Origin of the sequence: Cytobacillus firmus (assembly GCF_023715565.1) — a bacterium.
GTDB lineage: Bacteria > Bacillota > Bacilli > Bacillales > Cytobacillaceae > Cytobacillus > Cytobacillus firmus_C.
The window spans coordinates 1-25,787 of sequence record NZ_JAMBOJ010000015.1 but is presented as its reverse complement, the minus strand read 5'-3'; the positions used below and the strand labels follow the sequence as shown (position 1 = coordinate 25,787).

Here is a 25,787-nt window from a genome sequence, read left to right as displayed (position 1 = left end):
TCCTTAGTCTTGTGAATATTGATTAATAATGTCTAAAACGTCAGCAGTTGCTTCAGCATTCTGCAGTTTTTCAAGGTTATCGCTGTCAGACAGCATTTTGGACAGCTGGGATAGTGCTTTTAAATGGGTTTCATTATCGATGGCTGCCAGCACAAAGAATAATCTTACCTGATGCTCCGGCTTTTCCGAAAAAGCACAGCTTTTCTTTAATTGCAGAAAGCTCATTCCCAGCTTGTTCACACCAGCTTCAGGGCGGGCATGAGGAAGGGCGATTCCAGGCGCGATGACGATATATGGCCCCATTTCATTCACGTTTTTAATCATGGCATCGATGTAACTCTGGCTGATGGATTGATCGGCCAATAGTGGCTGCGATGCCATTTGCAGTGCTTCCTGCCAGCTTGCAGCCGAATCTGCAAATTGAATTTTATCGGCGTTGAGAACTTCATTTAACATGGGCTTTTGATCCACCTCATTTTTTGCTTCTTTATTTGATTGATAGTAGATTTTTAATTCCTGGATCAGCATGCTCTCGTCTTTTATATCTGCATGCTTCCGGATTATGTCCATCAATGCGTCTATGTTTTCTAATTTCGGCCTTTTTTCTGATGCCTGCACCTGCTTAAGCAGGGATTCCTTCTCAGACGGGTTTAGAATTGGTTTTACAATAAACACCGGTACATGCTTCCGGGATACTGGCGTGGTCGAAATGACAAAGTCCAAATCAGCCAGGGACGCTTTCTCATATTCACGAACAGTGTATACATTCGCCACATCGACAAACGGCATGAGATCTTCAATTTGTTTCTGAAGAATTCGGGACGTGCCGATTCCGCTGGCACACACCACAGCCGCTTTTTTGCGGGCTTCCACTCTGACGCCTTCTTTATCAATCCAGCCTCCAAAGTGCATCGCAATATAGGCCGCTTCATCATCCGATACTCTTTTGCCAAGCACGTATTCAAAATGATGAACCACTTTTTTGGTTAGAATAAACAGATCCTGATAAGACTCCTGTACAGATTTTGATAAAGGATTCTCCAGTTCGATCCCATATTTGTTCCGGAAATATGCGGGTTTTAAATGAATCAATAGATTCCGTTCAAGTTCCTTCCGGTTTTGAAAAAATACACAGGCATACTTTTGAAAATCATCGACCATTCTTACCGCTATTGATTTAAGGACATCAAGATCCTGATTGTCCAGCTCACGTGCATCATAGTCGCTTACTTTTGCCCCTAACAGGTAAGTTGCAAGATAGCACGCTTCATCATCAGGAACCTCCAGCAGGAAATCGCTTTCAATTTTCCGGCAAATAAATTGAGCAGCCGTGTACTCTTTCGTTTCTTTAATGACCTGCTTTTCAACAGGGTCCATCTTAATGTATTTTTCCTGGTTAAATCTTTTGATGAGCATAAATATATGGGCGCTTAGCGTCTCCATCACTTCATCTGTGTATTGAACGCCCGAAAATGATTCACTTGCATTCAGAATCTGATAAATTGTTTCTAAATCAGCACGCTGAAACATTTTAGGTGACAGTTCAGGTGGGCCCTGGATGGTTAACTGGACTTCTGATAATAGATCATTCCAGCCGCGATTGGTTAAAACCTGTGATAGGAAGTGTATCAGCATTTTCCGCTTATCCTGTTCTTCGCCTGCAATATAGTAGCCTGAAGGTTTTTGGAAATTCAACTGAACCTGGAACTGGCTTAGCTGTTTTTTTAATTCCTTGATATCTGCCAGAAGCGTACTCCTGCTGACACCCAGCTTATCCATCAGATCCTGCAGATAAATAGTTTTCTCGCGGGTCAGCTTTATCAAACGAATGCAGTCGCTGTTTAATCTGCTGCTTTTCTTCTTCATCGAGAAAAAATCCCGCAGCACGAACATATTTCAACTCATTCAAACCCTGGTCTTTCAGCCAGCTATTAATTTTATCAACATCATAATAAACAGTCCGCTTGGAAACCTGTAATTCTTCCATAAGCTCCTGCGGAGAAACATGTGTAGGCGCATGGACTATTTTCGTCAAAATCGTCATGCAGCGCTGGTCAAGAATCATCGGGAGCGCTCCCTCCTTTACCTGATTCTAAATAGTGAGTTTGCAAAAGTCAGACCCTAAATTCATCGAATTGTCTGCTTACTGTGTATTATACTCCTGTATTGCCCAAACTAAAGTCCGAATTCTGTAAGGGGGTTTTTGCAAAGGCTGGACTCAAGGAACAAAAAAACTTCCTAATAGAATAGGAAGTGGGGGTTATACTTATTCATTTCCCTTAACAAGGTGGCCTTCTGCATCATAAACTGTAACCTCAACTGGCAATTTAATTTCGTCTTTCTCGAAAACAGCATACCAAACCCACAGGTTATTCCGAACCCAAAAGCGGGATGGCTGAATATTCCCTTCACTGTTAATTACGATGGTCTTCGCATCATCCTCCGCAAATCCATAGATGATGGAAAAACCCTTCTCTGACTTTTTATCTGCCCGCCAGTCAATTGGTCCCCTATCTGTTTTTTCCTCGCTGAACTCCTGGAAATCCATCATCGGATAGATGAAGTTCTTAAACTCTGTAAACTCCTGATTGGTCTTTACAGGCACAATTCCCGAATTGGTTTCTGCAAAAACCAGGCGTGAATAGGGGTCAAACAAAAGAATCTGCTGGCAACCCTCGCCAAATTGTTCTGAAACTCTTTCGCAGACGCTCTTTTCCAGGGAAACAGCAGGGATAACCGGCTTTACTGGTTCTTCGGTACGTATAGATAGTAAATAAATAACACCGAATATTAATCCTAAGCTGAGTACTGCTAGTATACTTTTTTTCATATCACTCCCCCCTGATATTATTCTATTATTCTTTATGGGAAGAGTACTAATCTAAATTGGTTTTAAAAAGATGGCTGTTTTCGTATAGATCTACTAATGGGTTGATTAATGCGGTTAGGAGGCGTTCAATTATGTGGTTAAATGTATATGAAGATTTCAGTGAATTAACTAAATCTGAACAGTTAGCGTTGTTTAATGTAATGAAACAGGGCCTGCTTCCCGATGAACCAGATAAAATTACGTAAAAGCATTCGTGAAGCACGATTTTGGTTTAGGTTGTGTTCATTGTGATAGCACATTGGTTAAACGCGACGGTAAATATCGTTCAAGACAACGCTATCTGTGTAATGATTGCTAAAAATCGTGGAACTGCAAAAAAATACCTCAACAAAAGAGGTGAGGTATTTCAATCATTGATTTCTAAAGTCGAATTTTTCTTTAGGAACATTTAGTCTACGTCCATTAATTACTACTGTGTCATCATCTATCCATTCAATTTTTGCTGTGGATTCTCGATCATTCCAGTAGATATTTTTTGTTTTACCATTACGCTCATTAAAAATTAATTCACCTCTTACAGCATCAGCACTTAAACTTGGACTGGATACATAGGCTTTTAAAGTGTAAGTGCCATTAGGAGAGGTTTCTTCCGTAATATATTTTCCTGTCGGTAATCTATTCATATCAAAGAATGCCCAATACACTCCATAACCTATGATACCGCTTAATAATATTCCAATCACAAGCATAGTTCTAAGTATCTTGTTTCCCTTTTTCTTATTATTTTTCACTATATTGGTTGCCAAAAATTTATACCCCTTCAACGCACTATTTAACTATCAACATAATTGTATCAGATGAATTTATTGTAAAAACAACAGTTACTAAAATAGCAAAAAAATTAACGCTTGAGACACCATCCCTAAGCGTTAATTATGTTTAGACGTTCTTTGTTGTTCTTGGAACTCTAGCTTCTTTCCTTTGTAGCCGTGTCATTTCTTTTTCATTTCTATAATTGCTAACTTTTGCTTTTACCTCAGCAGGATCCAATTTCTTTGCTATAGCTTTAACTAATAAATCTTCAACTTTATAACAGATGTTTTGGTATATTCCCATTCCTATCCCCCTTAACGGATCATTTTCCTAGCAACATAAAGCCTTCTCCCTAACCAACTAAGTGCAAAAACTCCTGCCCCTCCAGCTGCCGTAGCCTGATTTTGTTTTTGTTCCTCTTCATATTGCTGATAACCTTTTTTATAGTAATGTTTATAGATTACTTCAGCCTTTTCATACTTGGACGGTATAGAATACTCGTCACCATTTTCTCCTGAAGATTTGGCAGAGTTTTGGATCTCAACTATTTCTTCATTTGAGTCAAATCCATCATTGTACCACTGAGTAAATTTGTCATTAGTTAGATTAGGATCTTTGTATTTCAACATTGTAAAGGCCGCCTCATATCCCATATCAAAATACTCTTGTTTCAGCTCATTCTGCGCGATTTCGTAACCTTCTTGATATGCCTTTACGAAGAGGTCATTAACTTTTTCAGGAGGTGAATGAGAATCCTTTTTACCATCTTTGTAACCTAAGTCTTGGTATTCTTTTTTCATAATCTCGATTCGCTCTTGTAAAGCCTGATTAAAACCACTTTTAAAAGAGGCTTTTAGGCCAGGGTGCTTTAAATAACTCTCGGGAATTGCCATTTCATCTTGTTTCTTCCCTTGAGCAATTCCTTCAGTTTTAGCCTTCAATTTTTCAGCTTCTATCTTTTTCTGTCCTTCTTCATACCCTTTGTTATAGCCAGAAGAATAGCCTGATGTGTATGCATTTGAGCCTTCGGAAGTGGAATCGTCAGCACCTGACTCTTCATACCCATCCTTTAGCCCCTGGGCATGTCCATTTTCCTCTCCTCTTTTTGTATCAGCTTGTTCTTGCTTAAAATGGACCTGTTCTGGACTATTGTTGATTTTTGTTTTATCGTAATTACCCGGAGCTTCACAAGGAATTCCATCATCTACTTGGCCGGTGCCCCAACCATCTAAGTTCTCTGGGTCATAAGTTGCAGAGTACCCCTTTGAATTCCAATATTCTACGACTTCATCATAAGTGGCAAAGTCAGAACAGTCCTTATCGCTGCTGGCTGCCGGCTTACTGGTTGTTGATGTTGAACTTCCAGAGGAAGAACTGCCTCCATTATGGTAGTGATATCCCGAACATAACCCCTTTGCCTGTGATTTTGGACTGCAATTATGTCCGCCATTAGAATCTGTCCGGCCACTATGAGCATATGCGCTTGCACCCAAAAGTAAACTAGTAGATAAAACAATAAATAATACTTTTTTAACCATCATTTCCTCCATTTGGATGTTTTATAAGTATATTATAGTATTAATGGTAAAAAATGATAGAGTTATATTTTTCCATTATATAAAAAAAGCGAGCCCCAGAAGGCTCACTTTCAAATCAAAGCTCAAAATTATCAAATTCCCGCGCGTACGGTCTCTTTCATTAGTGACAGGCACCACCCGAATTTTGTCGAATGTGAACTCTGCAAATTGAGTGGGGAAGGTTGCAAATAGATCGTTGATTTTGCAAATGGGAAGGGATTTTGTGCAAATAGAACAGTGATAATTGCAAATAGCCGCTTGATTTCTGCAAATAGAATATATGAGGAAAAGCCACTCGCAAATAGGGTGCCAGTTTCTGCAAATTGAGCACGAAAAGCTGCAAAAGAAGTCAATCTAAAAGAGGTATATAGACATTTATATCGAAAATAACAAAGTAAACACAGAAAGGAGAGCTATACTTGATTAGTAAAAGCTTGAAAGTCCCCGAATTGAACCTCCAGCTTGAAGCATTGGTAAGAAGAATCCCCGAACAGCACCCCGCACGTGAGAAAGTGATCTCTGAATATAAAAAGAGATGCGCAGGATATAAGGGAGAAGAAAGATTATCCTATTACTTAAGCTTTCTTGAACCTAAAAAGTATTGGATTTTTCATGATTTGCGGTTATCAAACGGATCGCAATTCTTCCAAATCGACGTATTGCTGCTCACTGCAAACTTCGGACTCATACTAGAAGTTAAAAATTGGACAGGCACCTTGTTTTTCAACCCTCACTTCCAGCAGGTCATCCGCATTCAAAACGATAAAGAAGAAGGATTTCCTGACCCCATTTCACAAGCCCTTCATCAGACAAACCAATTTAGAAACTGGCTTGGACTTAATGGTTTTCCTTGCATTCCGCTTGATTTTTTAGTTATAATCAGCCATCCTTCCACCATTATTAAGGCAGAGACAGACCCGCTGCAAATATCTAAGAAAGTACTACACTCTCATCACCTTTTGTCCAAAATGAATGACATTGAAAATAAGTATCCTCAAGAAAAAACTGACTCTAAGGAGATTCGGAAGCTATCCCGGACTTTGTTAAAAAAACACACTCCTGTACAATCCGAGATTCTCGAGCAATTCGATGTCTCAGTTGAAGAAATTCTAACTGGTGTCAGCTGTCCTAAATGCACATCCCTTCCGATGATTTTCCATTGGGGGAAATGGCACTGTCCAATGTGTTCCTTTTCCTCTCCCTTAGCCCATGAGTCTGCAGTCCAGGACTACTTTCGGCTTATTAAGCCGTCAATTACCAACTCGGAATTCCGCTCATTCACCCATATCCCTTCCCCCTATGCTGCTTCAAGATTACTCTCCAGGATGAACCTTTCATTTAAAAGAAATAAAAGACACCGTATATACGAAAAATCCCCTGAATAGTGATTCAACTCACAAATTTCTCTATTGAATTAATTTATAATTAGGCTGAATTGAGGTGCTAATATGGAAAAGAACTGGTCAATTTCACTTGAGCATGGCAATTACGCTAGTGATGTGGAACTTCTGATCAACGATGCGATGGCGGCAGTCAGCCAGACAGCTAAAGGGTATTATGTCAATATAGTTACACCAGCTGAATTAGGAAATCCCGATAACTACCTAACTGAAGCACTGCTCATATACTTCGGAAATAAAGTGGACACTCAATTCATCGATCAATGCGGATGCGGGGGGTATGTTTTGAGGGTATGGAAAAACAAGTGAGAGATCTGACTATTTTGTGTGATTACAAGAACCGGCATGTTATTTTAAATTACTATTATGAAGACGAACTTATCGATCGGGATGGAATTAGTTTTAATAAGATTTATGTCCATCATGGGAAGATCTACTTTATCAAAAATAAAAAACGAATTGTAACCCTCAACTCGAAGAATTATTGTGACATAATGATAGGCGAGGGTTTTCAAAATTACTATATTATGCGGAGAGATAAGAATCGTCTTGATATCTATTTTCCTTAAACGGAGCTGCAAAAGCGTTTGGATGCGCTTTTGCGGCTTTTATTATTTTTGGGGAGTGATCTCTATTTGCAGGATTCGTCCGTCTATTTGCAATTTTTTGGTTCTATTTGTAAACTCTATTACTCTATTTGCAAGTTGATTATCGTAAAGGGTTGCCGGATCTCATGCCGCTCGTCTATTTGCAGGAATCAGCTTGCTATTTGCAATTTTAAATTTCTATTTGCAGAAAGTTGCCTGTTATTTGCAGCTTACTCCATTCTATTTGCAGATTGCTCGGTTCTATTTGCAATTCTGCTATGGGCCGGTTCCCGTTCAATATACGGTTCTTCTTTTTGCAGAATCCAGGCTGCTATTTGCAGCTACCTCCGGTCTATTTGCTGATTCCCCGGTACTTTTTGCAAATCTACCATGTGGGCCGTTTCCCATTCAGTATGCGGTTCGTCTTTTTGCAGAATCCAGGCTGCTATTTGCAACTTACTCCGGTCTATTTGCTGATTCCCCGGTTCTTTTTGCAAATCTACCATGTGGGCCGGTTCCCGTTCAATATACGGTTCTTCTTTTTGCAGAATCCAGGCTGCTATTAGCAGCTACCTCCGGTCTATTTGCTGATTCCCCGGTTCTTTTTGCAAATCCACTATGTGCGCCGGTTCCTGTTCAATATACAGTTCTTCTTTTTGCAGAATCCAGACTGCTATTGGCTGCTTACTCCATTCTATTTGCTGATTCCCCGGTTCTTTTTGCAAATCTACCATGTGCGCCGGTTCCCGTTCAATATACAGTTCTTCTTTTTGCAGAATCCAGACTGCTATTGGCAGCTTACTCCGGTCTATTTGCTGATTCCCCGGTTCTTTTTGCAAATCTACCATGTGCGCCGGTTCCCATTCAGTATGCGGTTCGTCTATTTGCAGAATCCAAGCTGCTATTTGCAACTTACTCCATTCTATTTGCTGATTCCCCGGTTCTTTTTGCAAATCCACCATGTGCGCCGGTTCCCCTTCAGTATACGGTTCGTCTATTTGCAGAATCCAGCTGTCTATTTGCACTTTACCGGTTCTATTTGCTGATTCCCTAGCCCTATTTGCAGTTTAAAGCATCTATTTGCAAGTTTCCGCAATCTATTTGCAGAGTTCACATTTTGAACCCGCCCACCAGCGGATCAGCGGCCACATAAAAATAGACCCGCCAATCCTGGCGGGTCCCTCACATTTACTCCACTTTAAACCTCTTAATAGAATCCAGCAGTTCCTCTGCCATCCCTGAAAGTGATGCAGCGGATGCCGCAATTTCTTCCATGGACGCCAGCTGCTCTTCTGTAGCAGCGGATACGTCCTGGCTTTCGGCTGTTGTGACTGCGGCAATTTCTTCGATGGCGCTGACGAGTTCCACTACCTGGTCGGCACCTTCGGCCATGTCCCTGATGGATGATGATACTTCTGCGATCTGGCCCGAAACGGTGTCGGCAAATTGCTGGATGTGGCTGAAGGCATCTCCGGCATTGTTCACCAGGTCGATTCCTTTTTCCACTTCAGCTGTTCCTTTTTCCATGGAAGAGATGGCTTTGTTTGTATCCGTCTGGATGGTTGAGATCAGTTCGCGGATGCTTTCGGTTGATTTGGATGATTGTTCTGCGAGCTTGCGGACTTCATCAGCCACAACGGCGAAGCCTCTTCCGTGTTCGCCTGCTCTTGCAGCTTCAATGGCTGCGTTTAGGGCGAGCAGGTTCGTCTGGTCGGCAATGGCAGAGATCACATTAACAATCTGGCCAATTTCCTCCGAACGCTTCCCTAATGTATGAACAATGGAACCCAGTTCTGAGACTGTTACATTAATATTTTTCATCTGGTTGGTTGAAAGGTCGATGGCTTCATTTCCTTTTACCACGACTTCATTTGTCTCATTCGCCGTTTCCGCCACAATATTTGTATTACGCATAATTTGCTGAATGCGGCCTGACATTTCTGTGACGACAGAGGTGCTTTCTTTCACTTTTTCTGTCTGCTGTTCAGTTGCAGAAGCGACTTCCTGGATGGAGTTGGCCACCTGCTCTGTTGCCATGTTGTTCTGCTCAGAGCTTGCTGTCAGCTGTTCTGATGATGATGCCAGGTGGACCGCTTTTTCGCTCACCTGGTTGATCAGCTGCTGCAGTGATAGGACCATCTTATTAAAGCTGACACCCAGTTTGCTGATTTCATCTTTGTTCTTGACAATAAACTTCTGGGTCAAATCTCCTTCGCTGACTTTATCGGTTGCCGCGATCAGCTGATTGAGCGGACGTGTTATCGAACGGACAATAATATAGGAAACAAGTGCACCCACAAGTACGAAGATGGCTATAAATATGATGGTCGACACTAAGATAGGATGAACGGATGCCGAAATTTCCTCCAGGTTCATTGTGCCAAGAACCTTCATGCCTGTCAGTCCATTGGTAGTGTAGTGCATCTCTTTTTTCACACCATCAAGCGTATATACCACTTGACCTTTGTCCTTTTCCAGGACTTCCGGCAGCCAGCTGCCTTCTGCCTCTGTGCCAGGTTTCTCCTTCGGGTGTACTAAAAAGCTTCCCTCCGCACTTAAAATGGCAGGATAGCCCTCTTTTCCAATTTTGATATTATTGGATATCTCACCAAGAGCAGAGAGACTTAAGTCAATTCCAATAACACCTGAGCTGTCGCCTAGCTTTTGTGCTACAGTAATTAAGATGTTTCCGCTGACAGCGTCAACATACGGCTCTGTGATGAAAGCTTTTCCCTTTGCCTCCATGGCTCCCTTATACCATGGGCGGGTGGTGGCATCAAAGTCAGCTGGCAGATCTGCACGCGGGTAGATGACTAAATCGCCATTTTCAGAACCGGCATAAATAGCCACTGCCTCCGAATGAAGCTCTTTATACTGACTAAAGGCCTTTAGTGTATCCTCCAGTTCATCCTCTGTATAGAAATCCTTTTTGATCCTTTTGGAAAAGTAATTCGTATCAGCCATCTTAGGCTTTATAAAATTGATGATAAATTGATCAAGGATCTTAACATTCTCATCTGCACTCATGGAAATTTGGTTTTTTATCTCATCATGCGCCTTCTGATAGGATATGTAGCCGATTGAGATAGAAGGAATTAATAGAATAATAATAAATGATAGTAATAATTTCTTTCTAATCGTAAACGAAAACAGCGACCCACTTTTTTTCTGTTTTTTCTTTTTCATCATTTGGCCCCTTTAAAAACTTAGTAATTTACTGCCTTCACCTGCGAAATGGCGCCTTCAAGCTTCTCGTCAACGACCATGGCATCGTCTATATGCCTCTGGATCAGTTCATTCACTTCGTCAAAAACAGACTTGGTATCCGCAATCTCACCTGCAACCTCTTGGGAATACCCCTTCTGGATATTAATCATTTCCATCACTTCACTGACTTCTGATTCAACTGCATGGATCAGGTTTGTGATCGAATCAATTTTGCTGGTGGTCTGGCCGCTCAGGGACATGCCGTCTTTAATTAATTCTGCGCTTGCAACAGTTGAGTTCAGCGTGGCTTCAATATCGTCCTGAATATTTTTCGTCAGGGAGCTGATATTTGCCGTGCTTGTCGCTGTGCTTTCGGCCAGTTTCCGGACCTCATCCGCTACAACTGCAAATCCTTTTCCCTGTTCGCCGGCACGTGCCGCTTCGATGGATGCATTCAAGGCCAGAAGGTTCGTTTGCTCTGCAATATCTTTGATGACCTGAACAATCATCTCGATTTCTCTTGACCGTTTGCTCAGTGCCTCCATTTTCTGGGAGTTCACTTCCAGCTGTTCTCCCAGTTGCTTTATCAGCTGTTCAGACTTGCTGACGGATCCGCGGCCTTCCTCCGAGCTTTTCACCATTTCTTTTGCAGATTGAATCAGATTTCCCCCTTTATCTGATAATGTGAGGCTGTTTGAAAAAGTTGCTTCGCTATGTTTTTTTACATTTTCAAAACCGCTTTTTATTTTCAGAACCAGGTCGCCCAGCATATAATGCTGTCCATTGACTATTTCATGCTGGTTTACTGTTGTTGTCAAATCTTCATTAAATGATTGAATCAGTGTCTGATAATAATTTTCCCTGCGCTGAAACTCTTCTTCAGCAAACTGGAGTTTGGCCTCGAGTTCCCGTTTTTCCTCTTCCAGCTGCTTCAACTTTCCTTTTCCGAACATCATTGATCTCCCCATCTCTTATATACTCCTTTTATTATATCGACAGAAAACGGAAAATTTTGTGACCTTTTGCACTCTTTTTTTAAAATATATAGGTCTATGTATACAAAAAAGAGACACCCGCCTATTATTATGGCAGGTGTCTCAATGGGACAGTTTGACTGTCCCCCATGGCATTCGGGACAAGGAACCTGTCCCCTCGTCCCGCTTACCAGCGTGCAGTCAGCATCTTTCTTCTTGTATAGAATTCCACTCCATCCGTTCCGTTTGCGTGAAGGTCTCCGTAGAAGGAGTTTTTCCAGCCGGAGAATGGGAAGAAGGCCATCGGCGCCGGTACGCCGATGTTCACTCCGAGCATGCCGACTTCAATATTTTCTCTGAAGTAGCGGACGCTGCTTCCGCTGTCAGTGAATAGGCATGCACCGTTTCCAAAATCGGATTTGTTCGTAAGCTCGATCGCTTCTTCCAGATTTTTCACACGTACAACTGAAAGTACCGGTGCGAAAATTTCTTCTTTCCAGATTTTCATTGATGGTTCTACATTATCAAAAATCGTTGGTCCAATGAAGTAGCCATTTTCGTGGTATGCTTCGTCTTTGCGGCCATCACGGACAAGTTTTGCTCCTTCTTTTTCGCCAATTTCAATGTAATTGCTTGTGCGTTCCTTGTTTTCCTGGCGGATGACTGGGCCAAGGAATACATTTTCATCCAAACCGTTTCCGATTGTCAGCTGACTCGCCTGTTCATTTAATCTAGCAACCAGCTCGTCGGCAATGGAATCCACGGCTACTACTACAGAGCAGGCCATGCACCTTTCGCCTGCTGAACCGTACGCAGCAGCGATGATTTCCTTAACCGCTCCATCAAGGTCTGCATCAGGCAGCACGATGGAGTGGTTCTTGGCACCAGCAAGCGCCTGGACTCGTTTGCCTTTTGCTGTAGCTGATTTGTAAATGTACTCGGCAACAGGCTGGGAGCCAACGAATGAAATTGCCGGTACATCCTTATGGTCGATCAGACTGTTTACCACATCATGTGCGCCATGAACTATATTGAATACGCCAGCTGGAAGGCCTGCTTCTGTGAACAGCTCTGCCAGACGGTTAGCAAGGATAGGCGTTCTCTCAGATGGCTTTAATACAAATGTATTACCGCAGGCAATCGCGAGCGGGAACATCCAGCAGGGAACCATCATCGGGAAGTTGAAAGGCGTGATGCCGCCAATGACACCAACCGGGTAGCGGTACATGCCTGATTCAATGTTTGTCGCAATATCCGGAAGCTGCTTGCCCATCATGAGGGATGGAGCACCTGCAGCGAATTCCACACATTCAATTCCACGCTGAACCTCACCATACGCTTCTTTAAAGTTTTTGCCGTTTTCCTGTGTGATCAGCTTTGCCAGCTCGTCCCAGTTATCGATTAAAAGCTGCTGGTATTTAAATAGAATTCTCGCTCTTTTTGGCACCGGCGTTTTGCTCCAGGTTTTAAAAGCTTCCTTGGCTGCCTGAACAGCAATATCGACATCTTCCCGTGTGGAAATCGGTGTGCGGGCAAGCTCCTCGCCTGTCGCCGGATTTGGCACCACTTCAAATTTATCTGTATTAGCCTCCACCCATTCACCATTGATAAAGTTTTTTAATGCTGTAGTTGTTGTCACTGTCATAGTAATAATCCCCTTTCGAAATTAAAAGATTGAATATAAGAATATTGCCAGGAATAGTATAGCCGTTGGCATTGCTACACTTAGAATGAAAATTGGCCAATAGGAGCGTTTATGGGTTTCTCCGCATATCGCCCGGATTGTTGTCACAACATAGCCATTATGCGGGAGTGAGTCCAATCCGCCGGAGGCAAGCGCAGAAATTCGATGCATGGCACCCGGGTCCAGCCCTTGTGACATATACATTGGCGCCAGAATCGGCAGCGCAATGCCCAAGCCGCCCGATGCCGACCCGGTAATACCGCATATCAGCGTAACGGCAATCCCCAGTCCTAATAATGGCGGCCCCGGGATATTTACCAGTGCATCCACAAAAGTATCAAACGCCGCAACCTGAGCCGCAACACTTCCAAATCCTACAACCGCACATGTATTGGCTGCTGCGACTAAGGCATCCTGGGCACCCTTGGCCAGCGCCTCCCAGAATCCGACTAAGTATTTCATCATCAATACACATGCCAGAACGATACCGCTGGTCAAAGAGATCAATGCGGCCGCCGTCGAGGAAGTAAAGTTGGCTGCCGTATTTAAAATTGCAATTACGGCGGCCAGCGGTAAAATGGCCATGATCACATGCGGATAGTCTTTCCCTGCAGGAGCGGCATTTGGCCTTTGCATTTCCAGTTCTGATTCAAGAGCTGCTGCCGACTCATTGGCACCGGACGGCTGGTTTGGCAATGAGAAGACCTCGCCATTTTTGACCGCCTTTTTCACCATTCTGCTAAGTAAAATACCACCAATAACCATGATCAAAAGGGCCATTAGCACCCCGATTATCCCGCCTGCTGTCGGCTTTGTTCCAAAAAACTCTGTTGGAATCAAGTTTTGGATTTCCGGTGAGCCCGGTGCTGTCATCGTAAAGGATATCGATCCAAACACCAATGCCGCCGGGATGAAACGATGCGGCAGATTGGCCACTCTAAATAGAGACACAGCAATTGGATAAACGGCGAAGCCTACCACAAACAAGCTAACGCCTCCGTAAGTCATGATGGCTGCTGCCGCCACGACTGCAAATACCGCTCTTGATGGCCCAAGTGTATCCTTGACCCAATTCGCAATGCTGTCAGCCGCCTTGGTTACCTGCATAATCTTTCCGAATATGGCACCCAATAAAAAGATGAGAAACCATGAGTAAAAATATCCGGTAAACCCTGTCATATAATGCTCTGTCATAGCTGTTTCAAGATTTAGCCCTCCTGTCAGAGCCACAACAACTGCACTGATGATCGCGGCGATAATAATATTTACGCCTTTCATAGTTAAATACATTAATAGAAGCAGTGAAGCGATTAACCCCAGCATCCCAATCATCTGTATGTCCCCCTGTTACACTTTCTCTGTCTCAGAAGAAAACTGATACCCATAACAAACATGGTATAGCTCTTCGAGTTCGTTTTTATCCGGAACTCTTGGGTTGTTGCCAGGACTGCCGCTGTCGATGGCGTCGTCTGCCATTTTACTAACCGCGTTCTTAAACGCTTCCTCGTCAATTCCCCATCCTCTTAAGTTAGGAATATTCAATTTCCGGCAAAGCTCTTTGACGGATTGAACAGCCACTTCTGCAGCTTCGTCATTGGTAAGGCTTTCATTATCAGGCTGAAAAATTCTTCCTATGTCCGCTAGGCGGTCCACACATGCTTCCTGGCTGAACTCCATCACTGCAGGCAGCAACATGGCATTCGAGATTCCATGAGGAACATGGAATAATGCGCCAATCGGACGGCTCATACCATGCACAAGGCATACCGATGCGTTCGAGAACGCCATTCCAGCCTGCAGGGATCCAAGGCTCATCGCCTCCCGGGCATCGATATTGCCCCCTTCATTGTAAGCGGTTAAAATATTCTCCACGATCAGTTTCATGGCCGATATGGCCATTGTGTCTGTCATAGGGTGTGCCTTTTTGGATAGATATGCTTCAACCGCATGGCTTAGGGCGTCAACCCCGGTTGCCGATGTTACATTTTTCGGTGATGAAAGGGTAAGCAGCGGATCCACAATCGCCACGCTCGGCATAAATGCGGGCTGTTTGATCATCATTTTGACATCATTGGATGAGTTTGTGATGACGGTTACATCTGTCGCCTCAGAGCCTGTCCCGGCTGTTGTCGGAATCGCTATGTGAGGAACCGGTGCATTCTGTGCCAGTTTCTTTCCTCCCATATATTCGCCGATATAACCGCCATTTGTGGCTAAAACCGCTATGGCTTTTGCCGTATCGATACAGCTGCCGCCGCCTACTGAAATAACCAGGTCACATTGCTGTTTTTGAAATAACTCGAGTGCTTCTGCCACATACTCGTCAGTCGGCTCTGATGCAACTCCCAGATAGACCTCACTTTGAACGCCCGCCTCCTGAAGATAGGTTCTGCATTCACTTACATATCCAAGCTGATCCATTATTTTATCACTGATTATTAATGCGTTTTTCCCTCTGAGCGCTGCCTCTTCCCCAACTTTTTCGGAAGATCCCCTCCCATAAAAAATTGCTTCCGGCACCCGGAAAACTGCTGGTTTCTCCATTGGACTTTCCACCCCTTTTGTTCTATTACTACTTATACTTGCAAGGAGCGTGCCAACTTTGAATCCCAGTAATATTAGCGTTTTCTTTCTGTAGAAGTGTAGTCACTACACTACAGTTGTAGATTTTTTGTAGTGTGATCACTACATTACAATCAGGTTATTCCATGTTTTTTCAGCTTTTGGTAGAGAGTTGTCCGATGAATCCCAAGCAATTCGGCAGCTCTCGATTTATTTCCGCCTGCTCTTCTTAAGGCATCCAGAATAATTTCAGACTCTCTTTGGCTGCCCAGTAACTTAGCTTCCTCTATAGACCCAGCGACCCGATCCGCATTTTTCAGAGTGGATTCCGGCCTTTTCAGCATTTCCGGCAAATGATGATAGTCAATGACCTTTCCATCAACTAAGGTCACCAGCTGTTCCACCGTATTCACCATCTCACGAATATTCCCTCTCCACGGATGCTGAACAAAAGCATTCACCGCCTCAGATGTAAATAGTTTTCCAGGCATCTCGTACCGATCACAGATTTCCTTCAGGTAATGGACCAGCAGGACAGGAATATCCTTTTTCCGTTCCCGCAGCGGAGGGATATGGAGCTGAATGATGTTCAGCCGGTAATAAAGATCCTCCCGGAATTCCCCGGTTTCAACCATTTGCATAAGGTTACGGTTTGTCGCGGCAATAACTCTTACATTAATCTGATACTTTTTCACACCGCCGACACGTTCAGCTTCCTTTTCCTGCAGAACCCGCAGCAGCTTTGTCTGCATAACAAGCGGCATCTCCCCGATTTCGTCGAGAAAAATCGTGCCGTTGTCTGCAAGCTCAAACTTTCCGGGCTTGCCTCCCTTTTTCGCCCCGGTAAAAGCGCCCTCTTCATAGCCAAACAATTCAGACTCGAATAAATGCTCTGGAATGGCCCCGCAGTTAACACTGATAAAAGGCCCGGTGGAAACGGGGCTGAGATGATGGATGCTCTTGGCGAACATTTCTTTCCCTGTCCCGCTTTCCCCCGTAACGAGGACAGTGGCGGCAGTCCTTGCAGCCTTCCTTGCCAGCCGTTTCACTTCCATAATCCCTTCACTTGTCCCAATAATTTGATCAAGGGTAACACGGCTGTCATTTTCCTTTTTCTTTGTGAAAAGATCAGGCTTAGTATCTTGATTTTCCTGCAGCTTTTCATAGATTTTATAAACTTCTGTTACTCCCTCGAAAATCAGCATTCCAATGGCCCCGGCAATTCGGCCTTCCCTCCAGAGCGGGATCCGGTGCACCACCATATCATGACCTTGGATGTTCTGCAGAACCCCGCGTTCGGCTATCCCTGTCTTAACCGTTTCGTGAAGATGTGTGTTATCAATGACCTCAGTGACATGCCTGCCAATGGCATCCTCCCGCTTAATGCCGGTAAAACGGCTGTAAGCTTCGTTAAACTCCTGCAGAATGCCGTTCTCATCGACAACCGCTATTCCCTCATAGGCACTTTCCAAAATGGCGCCAAGTGCACCGTCGGAATTATGCTGCTGCCTTAGCTTATACAAGTATTTTGAGAGTCCATCCAGGATATCCCGGACTGTCAGGATGCCAAGCAATTTGCCATCCTCACCCGTGACAGGAAGCTGATCATATGGAAGCGACATGATATCAAGAATGGAATCATCCGGCCGGACAGCTGCCTGATTCGATTTGGGAATGCTGCCAATTAAAGCATCAGCCGGATTGCCCTGGGCAAAGTAATTAAGCAGCTTCCTGGACGTGATCATGCCAACTAAGCGATTGCTTTCATCTGCGACAGGCAGACTTTCCAGATGAAGATTCGCCATCATTTTTGCAGCTTCTGCCAGCGTCTGCCCCGGCTGAATACAAAACGGGCTGGGTGTCATCCAGTTTTTCACTTTTAGGTGCTCATCATTAAGTAAGTTCTCTTTCTTATCAAAATTGGATTGAGGCATACGGACCCCTCCAGTAATTATAATTTTTTAAATTATAACACTATTTCATTCAGCAAGTTGGATTGTCATTTGAGAGGATAATTTACGGGAAATATCAGTCATTGGGCTATTTGGATTTGGCTTTTACCAGCCAGAATAAATATCTAATGATATTTACAGCCAGAACCATAGGGGTTAGACAAAGAGGGAGAATTACGGAGAGGTGAGGAAACTACCAGGATTGGCCACCTATTACTTCTATATATTGTTGAATACTTTTAATACATCTGGAACTTAATTGTATAATTTACCAGAATACTAGATTCTTTGGTTGAAGCAGGTAAGAAACCGTATTTTGCTAATAACGTTTTTGGGCTGGAAGAAAAAGTTGAAGGGAGACCCAGACTCTGGTGCCTCCCTTTTATTACTGGCTTACTGAACCCCTATAAGCACGGCCGCAACTAATGCAAGTGTACCAATCATCAGCCACCCCATGATAAGTTTCCAAATAAATTTCACCCATCGCTCATATGGAATACCCGCAACGGCTAAGTAACCCATCAGTGCTGCAGATGTAGGAATGATGGAATTTGTGATACCGTCCCCATATTGAAAGGCGAGTACCGCTACCTGGCGCTCGATTCCCAGCAGGTCAGCAAGCGGAGCCATGATTGGCATGGTTGTTGCTGCTTGTCCGCTTCCCGAAGGAATAAAGAAGTTGATCACTACTTGAACAAAGAACATGCCAACAGCATTTAATGTATTTGGGAGCGTGCTAATGGCCGATGCAAGCCCATTAATCATCGTATCAATGATTAGTCCATTTTCCATTACAACCAGAATAGCCCTGGCAAATCCAACAATCAGTGCTCCAAATGCCACAAGCTTCATCCCGTCAACAAAGGCATCAAACATACGATTGATTCCAATGCCGCCAACAATGCCTGATGCAAAACCGATAATAATAAAGGATGCAGTCAGCTCTGTTAAATACCAGCCCCACTCAAAAACGCCATACATATTAAAAGCAAGTCCCACTGCAATGAACAGGAGAACTAAAGCATGACGAAAGTTGAATTCCTCAAATTGTCCCGCAGGCCGGTCCCTTAGCTTTTCTTTTTCCTTCATCTCAATATCATACATCACGCCCTTTTCAGGGTTATTTTTCACCTTTGCTGCATACCTCATGACATAAAAAATCGCCAGTGAAAGTATAAAAATATAAACAGCAAATCGGAAGCCGATTCCGCTGAAAAGAGGAACTTCTGCAATGGATTGGGCAACCCCCACCGTAAATGGATTCATCATCCCTCCGATGAAACCGCTGGCTGCCCCGATGCTGATCATGGCTGTTCCGGTGATAGCATCATATCCCATTGCTCTTGCAATGGCGATGCCGATTGGAACAAAAATAATACTTTCTTCTGCCATACCCGTCGTTGCTCCAGCGATTGAAAAAATAATCATGGTGATGGGTATGAGCAGTTTTTCTCTCTTCTCCAGTTTTATTACTGCCTTATGAATCCCTGCTTCAATCGTTCCGGTTTCACGGATAATTCCGAAAGCACCGCCTACCAGGAAAATATAAAAGATAATGGTAGAACCTTTAGACATGCCCTCCGGAATGGCTTTAAACAACTCAAAAAAACTAATAGGATTTGATTCAACGACCTGATAGCTATCCTGAACTACTATTGTTCTTCCATCCTGCTCCACTCTTTCAAACTGTCCTGCCGGCACAAGATAGGTGGCGATGGCTGCCAGAATAATGATGGCAAAGATGATCGCATACGTATGAGGAATTTTCCTTTTCTTTTCAGCCACAACCTCCTGCTCGGGTAATTCAACTTTCATCCCGGTTCCTCCTTATCCTTTTTCAATAGAATCGTATTGAATGGTTAACTCCTTTAAAATTTCTTCATTAACCGTAACACCAAGTCCAGGCTTATCACTCAAATGAACAAACGGAATCTCATACTTCAAATCACCAATGTCTTTACTGAATAGTAATGGCCCTGTCAGTTCGGTACTGATAATATTCCTTCTCGAAATAGCTGCATGATAGCCTGCTGCTGAACCGATTGAAGACTCTACCATCGAACCAATCTGGCATTCGATTCCCGCATATTCAGCTGCTTTCGCCATATGGATAGCTGGATAAATACCGCCGCACTTCATGAGCTTTATATTAATTTTATCTGCGGCCTGATACCGGATGATTTCAACTAGATCTTCACCGGAATGGATGCTCTCATCCGCCATTAAAGGTGTGCTTGTTTTTTGCCTGATTTCCCCGAGACCATGAATATCACCCATCTTAATCGGCTGTTCAATCCAGGAGATATTGAGATGCTCCAGCAGTTTAATCGCCTGAAGCGAAGTAGAAACATTTTTCCAGCCCTGATTGACATCGACTCTGATAAGAACTTCCATTCCAACCTGTTCACGTACATAGGCGATACGCTTGCAGTCTTCTAGATAATTTTTGCCTACTTTCAGTTTCAAAGACTGATAGCCTTGTTCTATTGCTGCTTTTGCTTTATTTGCCATCACTGAAGGTTCTTCAATACTGAGCACCTTGGGGTAAGTAAGTGTCTCGTGATGCTTGCCCCCAAGCAGGTTATAGATGGGCTCCTGCTTGTATTTTCCCAGAAGATCATAGCATGCGATATCAATGGCAGCTTTTGCAGATGGATTAAAGCTGATAAGCTCATTCATCATTTGATGGAGTTTTTCCATGTTAAATGGTGAAAATCCGATGATAGCAGGCAAAAGTGTATGCTTCAGCAAAGAAGATGTGCTGTGCAAGGATTCTCCTGTTACATGTTCATCCGGAACCGCTTCCCCATAACCCACTAATCCGTTATCTGTTACAAGCCGAACAATTATGGATGGCATATAATCGTAGGTTGCATAAGAGATAATAAATGGTTCTTTTAAAGGTAAGTGGATTCCGTAGATTTCAGCTTTTACTATTTTCATAAATTCATCCCTCTTTATTTGTCGTTAAGGTGTCGTTAAATAGATATGTTTATAATATACTGAAAATTCAGTAACAGTCAAGAGCTACTTGGCTTTACCTTAGCACTTTTAATTTGCTGCCAGCTTGATATAATGACCGCGGCCTGCCTTGCTCGTACGGCTGTTCCTCTCCTGCTACCTGCAGTAATTCCTGATCCAAAAGCTTTTTTATCATTCTTTCAGCCGATCTTCTGCTGATGCTGAAATAATCGGATAGCTCATGTGATGAAAATGGCCTAAATTCATTTACCTGCAGAAAATAAAGAAATCTAGAAAGGTTTTTGCTGCTCATTTTTAGCTCCCTGCTTAATTTCTTCACCAATGGATCTTCATTTTTCAAGGAATATCGTTCTTCTTTTTGAAATAGGGGACCAGTCAGCTTTTTTTCCTCATCCAATAAATAGACTGCTCCTTCACCAGGTTTCTTATCAGCAAAGTCCAATGCGGTGATAGCGTGAGATTCTGCCTCTTTCACCGTGTATCCATACCCAATCCCAATAGAGGATTCTCTATTAATCGTTGTCATTTCTTTAAACCAGCCTGAAAGCCTTTGATTCAGTATTAATGTCTGCAGTACTCCCCGATTGGAAAGAACAAGCTGATCTCCTGAATCACTTGTAACTATCTTTGCTTGGATGGATTTTACAAACTTATCAATCTTTTCATTTTCAATGTTAGTAAAACAAACCGCAGCCACCTGCGAGTTTTTGGATTGGCTCAGCTCTGCAAGTGTAATGGCCTTTTCTAGTCCTTCCTTTAATGTTGGAATCGATTGGACCATAAACATGGAGGGAATTCCTTTTTCTTGAAGCTGATCATAAACCGCATGAATGCTAGTTAAGGCAAAAGCAGTTTTCCTCTGCTCATATAAATTAGTGTGAAATATGACGAATTCTTCTATCGATAATTCTTTTTCTTCCTGAAAATCATAAATCCAAGGATACTCTTTTACATAGATTGCACTCTCTTCTATTCCAGCCTCACTTAAAACCCCCTCCAAGAATTCTTCTCTCGGCAAATCGATGGATACCTCACTCAGCTTAAGAGAATGATGGTAATGAATAGAGAGCAATGATAACGCTACCATATTTTCATTAAAAGAAAGATAGCTGGACCCTATAGGGTACCGGTTTAAACTTTTCTTGACATAATGATACGGAATGATGCCTGAAAACATCAAAAAATTACACTCTTTAACCGCACACTCTATCAGAGCATCTAACTCCCTGGGAGAAGTGTATGTATAAGAAACTATATTAAAAGTTGAATAAAGCCTATAGTATTTGCTAATTTCATCAATAAAATGCTGGGAACCCACAATACCGATTGATAACAAATAAATCACCTTCTTTGCCTATATCGATATTTTGATATTATCACATATTTCAATTACCTTATAACCCTGCTTTCCTTTTGGTATGGAATTTTTCCCAATGCTAACACCTTAAGAAAATGCGATAGCATTTTCTTAAGGTGTTTACTCAAGGTAGCCTATTCAACGTCCTATTGGAGTAGCGGGACAGGTGAGACCCCACAGACGCGTAGCGTCGAGGAGGCTCACCGCCCGCCCCGTGGTTTGCTGAGCATCCTCTCACTGCAATCAACGGACAACATTGATAAGCGAAAAACAACAATTTATACGAAAAGAGCCTTTATTTATCTATCTTTTTAGTATTTAGGTCTTGTGTAACAAGCAAGCTGGACGCTGTGATAATTGTGGTAACTCACATTTAAAATCTAAAGTGGGTAATGGTGAACTTCTTAGGGAATGCAGCAAATGTGAAATGAAGAAGTCTATCTAACTATTCTTCACTAATAATAGATTGTATTCAATTTATGGCCTGATAAATAAAAAAATACGCCAGAAGATCCGGCGCATTCTCATATTAATATTTTTTTATTGCATCCACTCCGGCTTACCGAAGCCTTTAAACTGTTCATCAATAACCTTTTCAAATTCATCAGATTCAACAGCTGCCTTTAAGTCCTTGGCTAGTTGTGTATCCGTATTTTTCGTGTCAATTACGACTCGATTTCGGTATTTATCTGGCATGTTCTCTAATTGCAGTGCATCGAGCAGGTCCATCTTTGCAGCGAGGGCAAAGTTTCCTGGTACAGCTGATAAATCAACACTGTCCACGGCACGAGGCAGCTGGGCAGCTTCAATTGGCTTAAACTGCAGATTCTTGACATTGTCTTCTACATCTTTTTCAGAAATAGTAAGTGGATCAGCTTCTGCGTTTATTGTGATAAGTCCTGCATCCTCAAGGATTAGAAAAGCGCGCGCCGCATTCGTTGGATCATTTGGTATGGCAATAGCAGAACCCTCTTTGATTTCTTCTAATGAAGCAAATTTTTTTGAATAGATGCCCATTGGAGCAGTTGGTACGGTAATCACTTCTGACAGCTCAATATTATGCTCTTTTGCAAAAGTTTCCATATAAATTTTATGCTGGAAAAGGTTAGCATCCAGGTCTCCTTTTGAAAGGGCAAGGTTAGGCTGGATATAGTCACTAAATTCTACTACTTTTACTTTATAGCCCTTATCTTCAAGAATTGGCTTTATTGCTTTGCTGACCATGTCGCTGTATGGACCTGAAGTAGCTCCAATGCTGATATCTTTCTTTTCACCGCTCACCTCAGAAGATGAGTTCTCACTTCCGCACGCCGCAAGTACAGCAAATGTAAGCATAAGTATGAATGCTAAGGTTATCTTTTTCATTTTATTTCCCCCTGATGATATTTTTATCTTTTATCAACTAATCTGGCGATCCGGTCCCCGGCAAATTGGAAAATCTGGACTAGGCAAATTAGAATAATAACAGTTGTAAACATGACTGTATTGTCATAACGGTAATAACCAAAGCGTATTGCAAGGTCACCGACTCCACCGCCTCCAACAATACCTGCCATTGCAGAGTATGCTACTAGACTGATGACCGTAATGGTGATTCCCTGAACAATCCCCGGCTTTGCCTCAGGTACGAGGACATCCTTTACAATCATCCACGGTGTAGCCCCAACTGCTACAGCAGCCTCAATGACACCTTTATCAATCTCTCTTAAAGACTGTTCTACAACCCTCGCAAAAAACGGAATAGCAGCAACTGAGAGTGAAACCGATGCAGCAGTAGGTCCAATGGTCGTTCCAGTAATCAAATTAGCTAATGGCAAAAGGGCAATTAGCAGAATAATGAACGGAATGGAACGGATCATATTGACGATGAAGCCTACAATGTTTTTAAAAATGCTATTTTCCAAAAATAGACCCTTATCGGTTACAAAAAGCAAAACACCTGTTGGCAGACCAAGAATGATGGCTACTGCAACGGATATTCCGACCATATAGATGGTCTCTAAAAATGCTTTATTCAGTTCCGGCAGTATAGCTATTAAACTTTCAAGCTGCATCACGAATCACCTCCAAATTCCTTGTCCGGTCTGTAATATATTGAATGGCTCTTTCAATTTCAAGCACAGGACCTGTTATCTCCATTACAAAAATCCCAAGCGGTTTTTCCTGAATGTATTCGATTTTCCCATGAAGGATATTCCCCTTCACTTTGAATTGCTGAAACACCTCAGAAATAACAGACTCCTCTGCAATACTTCCCTGGAAGTACACTTTAATAATCTTGCCATCACGTTCCTTTAAAAGCTTCTCAGGCAGGTCAAATTGAAGAACGCTATTAATGAACTTTTTGGTCAGCGCTTCTCTCGGGCTGGCGAACAAATTATAGACCTTGCCTTCTTCAATTACTTTTCCATCCTGCATGACAGCCATTCTGTCACATATTTCTTTAACAACTTCCATTTCATGTGTAATTAGTACAATGGTCAGATTTAATTCTTTATTAATCTTCTTCAGGAGAGACAAAATGGACTTGGTAGTGCTTGGATCAAGTGCAGATGTAGCCTCATCACACAAAAGAACAGATGGATTGTTTGCAAGTGCACGGGCAATCCCAACACGCTGTTTTTGCCCGCCGCTAAGCTGTGATGGGTAGACATCCCTCTTATCCGTTAATCCGACCATATCAAGCAATTCAAGAACTCGTGCTTCTATTTCAGTCTTGGTTTTGTTTGCTGCTTTTAAAGCAAATGCAATATTTTCGTATACGGTTTTCGAACTAACCAAATGAAAATGCTGAAATATCATGCCAATTTTTAAACGCGCCTGGCGAAGATCTTTCTTGCTTAAAGACGTTAAAGATAATCCATCAATAAGGATTTCTCCGGAATTGGGCTTCTCCAATAAATTTAAACACCTCAGCAAAGAGCTTTTGCCTGCTCCACTGTATCCAACGATTCCAAAAATCTCCCCTTTTTCAATCTTAAGCGATACATGATCAACACCAGTCACTTTACCTTTCTTAGTTTCATAGACTTTTACAAGTTCTTTAATTTCTATCATGCAGATCCCCCCAGTTTCATTACCCCTTTTCAAACAAAAAACCTCTTTCCATTCGGGAAAGAGGCATCGTTATATATCACGACTTATCTTTCAGAATGAAATCATTCTGCAGGAAGTGGCACCGTTCCATTATGGAGGTTGCCGGACGTCATAGGGCCTGATCCCTCAGTCACTCTTGATAAGTAAATTATTTAGTTGATAGTAAAAATAATATAATTATAATAATAAATTGTCAATAAGTTTTTAATTTTCCATCATTACAGGAACCACATTCGTTATAGCATGAGATATAAAAATACTTTATTAGTATATCTTTTGTTACCCCCCTTGGGTTTAAATGTAAAATAACTTAAATAGGAAGTTGCTACGGCAGGTTAGTAGAAGATATGTTAAGGGGAATTTTCAGGTAAAGGGAATAATGATAAGATTAAAGAAAGTATTATTGTAAATACAAGGTGGGATTTTTTGATTTGGTTTATATTAGGTATTCTATTTGTGATATACGTAATTTTTAGTCTTTCAACAATAAAATATCAGTTAAGATTAATTATTACACACCTTAACATTAATTAAGAACCCGCTAAAGTACCTGATGAAGAAATTGAAAGAGAATTAGAAGAAGACAAAAGGGGTAGTTTAAAACGTTAAGGATGACTAAAAATATGTTTGTGAAGAGATGTACTGTGCGAAACGTTTCCTTATAAGTGTATAAACACGAAATAGGAGGATTGCTAAAAAGCAATCACAACTGATTAATTGAAACTTGGAATGAGGGCCGTCATGTTGAGCTGAAACGAGTTATCTG

Annotated in this window: 23 protein-coding genes, 1 pseudogene and 1 riboswitch; of the genes and pseudogenes, 4 read left to right on the top strand and 20 right to left on the bottom strand. The window is 42.3% G+C overall.

The window, feature by feature from the left end; genetic code table 11:
- Positions 1 to 3: 3 nt before the first annotated feature.
- The 3 genes from M3205_RS07945 to M3205_RS07935 all read right to left on the bottom strand — a co-directional run bounded on the left by M3205_RS07945 (position 4) and on the right by M3205_RS07935 (position 2,830).
- The gene (locus tag M3205_RS07945; RefSeq protein WP_251169428.1) at positions 4 to 1,866 is read right to left on the bottom strand and encodes a BglG family transcription antiterminator; all 1,863 of its coding nucleotides are present in this window, start codon (positions 1,864 to 1,866) and stop codon (positions 4 to 6) included.
- Positions 1,772 to 2,065, bottom strand: coding sequence for an HTH domain-containing protein (locus tag M3205_RS07940; protein ID WP_251169427.1), 294 nt, complete (start codon positions 2,063 to 2,065; stop codon positions 1,772 to 1,774). Before M3205_RS07940 ends, M3205_RS07945 begins: the two co-directional genes overlap by 95 nt.
- A gap of 201 nt (positions 2,066 to 2,266) precedes the next feature.
- Positions 2,267 to 2,830 carry a hypothetical protein gene (locus M3205_RS07935; RefSeq protein WP_251169426.1) on the bottom strand — a complete coding sequence of 188 codons (564 nt, stop codon included), beginning with the start codon at positions 2,828 to 2,830 and terminating at the stop codon, positions 2,267 to 2,269.
- 131 nt (positions 2,831 to 2,961) lie between these two features.
- Between M3205_RS07935 and M3205_RS07930 the strand changes: the two are divergent.
- Positions 2,962 to 3,185, top strand: a pseudogene (locus M3205_RS07930) (transposase-like zinc-binding domain-containing protein); the annotation flags it as partial.
- Between the two features lie 55 nt (positions 3,186 to 3,240).
- On the opposite strand, the gene M3205_RS07925 reads toward M3205_RS07930, so the two are convergent.
- The 3 genes from M3205_RS07925 to M3205_RS07915 all read right to left on the bottom strand — a co-directional run bounded on the left by M3205_RS07925 (position 3,241) and on the right by M3205_RS07915 (position 5,184).
- Positions 3,241 to 3,636: a DUF5412 domain-containing protein gene (locus M3205_RS07925; protein WP_396105366.1), complete on the bottom strand. Its 396-nt coding sequence runs from the start codon at positions 3,634 to 3,636 to the stop codon at positions 3,241 to 3,243.
- A gap of 133 nt (positions 3,637 to 3,769) precedes the next feature.
- Positions 3,770 to 3,946: a hypothetical protein gene (locus M3205_RS07920; RefSeq protein ID WP_251169425.1), complete on the bottom strand. Its 177-nt coding sequence runs from the start codon at positions 3,944 to 3,946 to the stop codon at positions 3,770 to 3,772.
- Positions 3,947 to 3,957: 11 nt separating this feature from the next.
- A complete protein-coding gene (locus tag M3205_RS07915; RefSeq protein WP_251169424.1) occupies positions 3,958 to 5,184 on the bottom strand; it encodes a YHYH domain-containing protein in 1,227 nt (408 codons plus the stop codon).
- 455 nt (positions 5,185 to 5,639) lie between these two features.
- Here M3205_RS07915 and M3205_RS07910 point away from each other — a divergent pair, with 455 nt between their 5' ends.
- From M3205_RS07910 to M3205_RS07900, 3 genes are all read left to right on the top strand, one after another.
- Positions 5,640 to 6,605 (top strand): nuclease-related domain-containing protein, encoded by a 966-nt coding sequence (locus M3205_RS07910; protein ID WP_251169423.1) that lies wholly within the window; start codon positions 5,640 to 5,642, stop codon positions 6,603 to 6,605.
- Positions 6,606 to 6,668: 63 nt separating this feature from the next.
- On the top strand, positions 6,669 to 6,929 hold the full coding sequence (locus M3205_RS07905) for a CGCGG family putative rSAM-modified RiPP protein (RefSeq protein ID WP_251169422.1): 261 nt from the start codon (positions 6,669 to 6,671) through the stop codon (positions 6,927 to 6,929).
- The gene (locus M3205_RS07900) at positions 6,914 to 7,189 is read left to right on the top strand and encodes a hypothetical protein (RefSeq protein WP_251169421.1); all 276 of its coding nucleotides are present in this window, start codon (positions 6,914 to 6,916) and stop codon (positions 7,187 to 7,189) included. The genes M3205_RS07905 and M3205_RS07900 overlap by 16 nt, the downstream gene beginning before the upstream one ends.
- A gap of 359 nt (positions 7,190 to 7,548) precedes the next feature.
- Here M3205_RS07900 and M3205_RS07895 read toward each other — a convergent pair whose 3' ends face one another.
- From M3205_RS07895 to M3205_RS07830, 14 genes are all read right to left on the bottom strand, one after another.
- Complete coding sequence (locus M3205_RS07895; protein ID WP_251169420.1) at positions 7,549 to 7,713, bottom strand: hypothetical protein; 165 nt, start codon at positions 7,711 to 7,713, stop codon at positions 7,549 to 7,551.
- Positions 7,714 to 7,776: 63 nt separating this feature from the next.
- Positions 7,777 to 8,169: a hypothetical protein gene (locus tag M3205_RS07890; protein ID WP_251169419.1), complete on the bottom strand. Its 393-nt coding sequence runs from the start codon at positions 8,167 to 8,169 to the stop codon at positions 7,777 to 7,779.
- 226 nt (positions 8,170 to 8,395) lie between these two features.
- Entirely contained in the window at positions 8,396 to 10,396 is a 2,001-nt protein-coding gene (locus M3205_RS07885) for a methyl-accepting chemotaxis protein (RefSeq protein ID WP_251169418.1), read from the bottom strand.
- A gap of 17 nt (positions 10,397 to 10,413) precedes the next feature.
- Entirely contained in the window at positions 10,414 to 11,382 is a 969-nt protein-coding gene (locus M3205_RS07880) for a methyl-accepting chemotaxis protein (protein WP_251169417.1), read from the bottom strand.
- A gap of 193 nt (positions 11,383 to 11,575) precedes the next feature.
- A complete protein-coding gene (locus tag M3205_RS07875; RefSeq protein ID WP_251169416.1) occupies positions 11,576 to 13,033 on the bottom strand; it encodes a CoA-acylating methylmalonate-semialdehyde dehydrogenase in 1,458 nt (485 codons plus the stop codon).
- Between the two features lie 21 nt (positions 13,034 to 13,054).
- Positions 13,055 to 14,404: a GntP family permease gene (locus tag M3205_RS07870; protein WP_251169415.1), complete on the bottom strand. Its 1,350-nt coding sequence runs from the start codon at positions 14,402 to 14,404 to the stop codon at positions 13,055 to 13,057.
- Positions 14,405 to 14,419: 15 nt separating this feature from the next.
- A complete protein-coding gene (locus M3205_RS07865; RefSeq protein WP_251169414.1) occupies positions 14,420 to 15,616 on the bottom strand; it encodes an iron-containing alcohol dehydrogenase in 1,197 nt (398 codons plus the stop codon).
- Between the two features lie 152 nt (positions 15,617 to 15,768).
- Positions 15,769 to 17,568, bottom strand: a complete 1,800-nt coding sequence (locus tag M3205_RS07860; RefSeq protein WP_251169413.1) for a sigma 54-interacting transcriptional regulator — start codon at positions 17,566 to 17,568, stop codon at positions 15,769 to 15,771.
- A gap of 411 nt (positions 17,569 to 17,979) precedes the next feature.
- Positions 17,980 to 19,401 (bottom strand): YfcC family protein, encoded by a 1,422-nt coding sequence (locus M3205_RS07855; RefSeq protein WP_251169412.1) that lies wholly within the window; start codon positions 19,399 to 19,401, stop codon positions 17,980 to 17,982.
- Positions 19,402 to 19,413: 12 nt separating this feature from the next.
- Positions 19,414 to 20,529, bottom strand: a complete 1,116-nt coding sequence (locus tag M3205_RS07850; protein WP_251169411.1) for a mandelate racemase/muconate lactonizing enzyme family protein — start codon at positions 20,527 to 20,529, stop codon at positions 19,414 to 19,416.
- A 94-nt stretch (positions 20,530 to 20,623) separates the two neighbouring features.
- Entirely contained in the window at positions 20,624 to 21,904 is a 1,281-nt protein-coding gene (locus M3205_RS07845; protein WP_251169410.1) for a hypothetical protein, read from the bottom strand.
- A 561-nt stretch (positions 21,905 to 22,465) separates the two neighbouring features.
- Positions 22,466 to 23,290: a MetQ/NlpA family ABC transporter substrate-binding protein gene (locus tag M3205_RS07840; RefSeq protein ID WP_251169409.1), complete on the bottom strand. Its 825-nt coding sequence runs from the start codon at positions 23,288 to 23,290 to the stop codon at positions 22,466 to 22,468.
- Positions 23,291 to 23,313: 23 nt separating this feature from the next.
- Entirely contained in the window at positions 23,314 to 23,979 is a 666-nt protein-coding gene (locus M3205_RS07835; protein ID WP_251169459.1) for a methionine ABC transporter permease, read from the bottom strand.
- Positions 23,969 to 24,982 carry a methionine ABC transporter ATP-binding protein gene (locus M3205_RS07830; protein WP_251169408.1) on the bottom strand — a complete coding sequence of 338 codons (1,014 nt, stop codon included), beginning with the start codon at positions 24,980 to 24,982 and terminating at the stop codon, positions 23,969 to 23,971. The genes M3205_RS07835 and M3205_RS07830 overlap by 11 nt, the downstream gene beginning before the upstream one ends.
- Before the next feature lie 80 nt (positions 24,983 to 25,062).
- A riboswitch (SAM riboswitch) is annotated at positions 25,063 to 25,167 on the bottom strand.
- Positions 25,168 to 25,787: the final 620 nt, after the last annotated feature.

What these genes read in the sequence shown, in the direction of transcription:
- M3205_RS07890 (WP_251169419.1), bottom strand. Translation starts at nt 8,169, where the DNA reads ATGGTGGATTTGCAAAAAGAACCGGGGAATCAGCAAATAGAATGGAGT.
- M3205_RS07855 (WP_251169412.1), bottom strand. Translation starts at nt 19,401, where the DNA reads ATGAAAGTTGAATTACCCGAGCAGGAGGTTGTGGCTGAAAAGAAAAGG.
- M3205_RS07870 (WP_251169415.1), bottom strand. Translation starts at nt 14,404, where the DNA reads ATGATTGGGATGCTGGGGTTAATCGCTTCACTGCTTCTATTAATGTAT.
- M3205_RS07830 (WP_251169408.1), bottom strand. Translation starts at nt 24,982, where the DNA reads ATGATAGAAATTAAAGAACTTGTAAAAGTCTATGAAACTAAGAAAGGT.
- M3205_RS07900 (WP_251169421.1), top strand. Translation starts at nt 6,914, where the DNA reads ATGGAAAAACAAGTGAGAGATCTGACTATTTTGTGTGATTACAAGAAC.
- M3205_RS07875 (WP_251169416.1), bottom strand. Translation starts at nt 13,033, where the DNA reads ATGACAGTGACAACAACTACAGCATTAAAAAACTTTATCAATGGTGAA.
- M3205_RS07860 (WP_251169413.1), bottom strand. Translation starts at nt 17,568, where the DNA reads ATGCCTCAATCCAATTTTGATAAGAAAGAGAACTTACTTAATGATGAG.
- M3205_RS07885 (WP_251169418.1), bottom strand. Translation starts at nt 10,396, where the DNA reads ATGATGAAAAAGAAAAAACAGAAAAAAAGTGGGTCGCTGTTTTCGTTT.
- M3205_RS07840 (WP_251169409.1), bottom strand. Translation starts at nt 23,290, where the DNA reads ATGAAAAAGATAACCTTAGCATTCATACTTATGCTTACATTTGCTGTA.
- M3205_RS07945 (WP_251169428.1), bottom strand. Translation starts at nt 1,866, where the DNA reads ATGAAGAAGAAAAGCAGCAGATTAAACAGCGACTGCATTCGTTTGATA.
- M3205_RS07940 (WP_251169427.1), bottom strand. Translation starts at nt 2,065, where the DNA reads ATGATTCTTGACCAGCGCTGCATGACGATTTTGACGAAAATAGTCCAT.
- M3205_RS07895 (WP_251169420.1), bottom strand. Translation starts at nt 7,713, where the DNA reads ATGGTAGATTTGCAAAAAGAACCGGGGAATCAGCAAATAGACCGGAGT.
- M3205_RS07850 (WP_251169411.1), bottom strand. Translation starts at nt 20,529, where the DNA reads ATGAAAATAGTAAAAGCTGAAATCTACGGAATCCACTTACCTTTAAAA.
- M3205_RS07935 (WP_251169426.1), bottom strand. Translation starts at nt 2,830, where the DNA reads ATGAAAAAAAGTATACTAGCAGTACTCAGCTTAGGATTAATATTCGGT.
- M3205_RS07905 (WP_251169422.1), top strand. Translation starts at nt 6,669, where the DNA reads ATGGAAAAGAACTGGTCAATTTCACTTGAGCATGGCAATTACGCTAGT.
- M3205_RS07920 (WP_251169425.1), bottom strand. Translation starts at nt 3,946, where the DNA reads ATGGGAATATACCAAAACATCTGTTATAAAGTTGAAGATTTATTAGTT.
- M3205_RS07915 (WP_251169424.1), bottom strand. Translation starts at nt 5,184, where the DNA reads ATGATGGTTAAAAAAGTATTATTTATTGTTTTATCTACTAGTTTACTT.
- M3205_RS07835 (WP_251169459.1), bottom strand. Translation starts at nt 23,979, where the DNA reads ATGCAGCTTGAAAGTTTAATAGCTATACTGCCGGAACTGAATAAAGCA.
- M3205_RS07880 (WP_251169417.1), bottom strand. Translation starts at nt 11,382, where the DNA reads ATGGGGAGATCAATGATGTTCGGAAAAGGAAAGTTGAAGCAGCTGGAA.
- M3205_RS07865 (WP_251169414.1), bottom strand. Translation starts at nt 15,616, where the DNA reads ATGGAGAAACCAGCAGTTTTCCGGGTGCCGGAAGCAATTTTTTATGGG.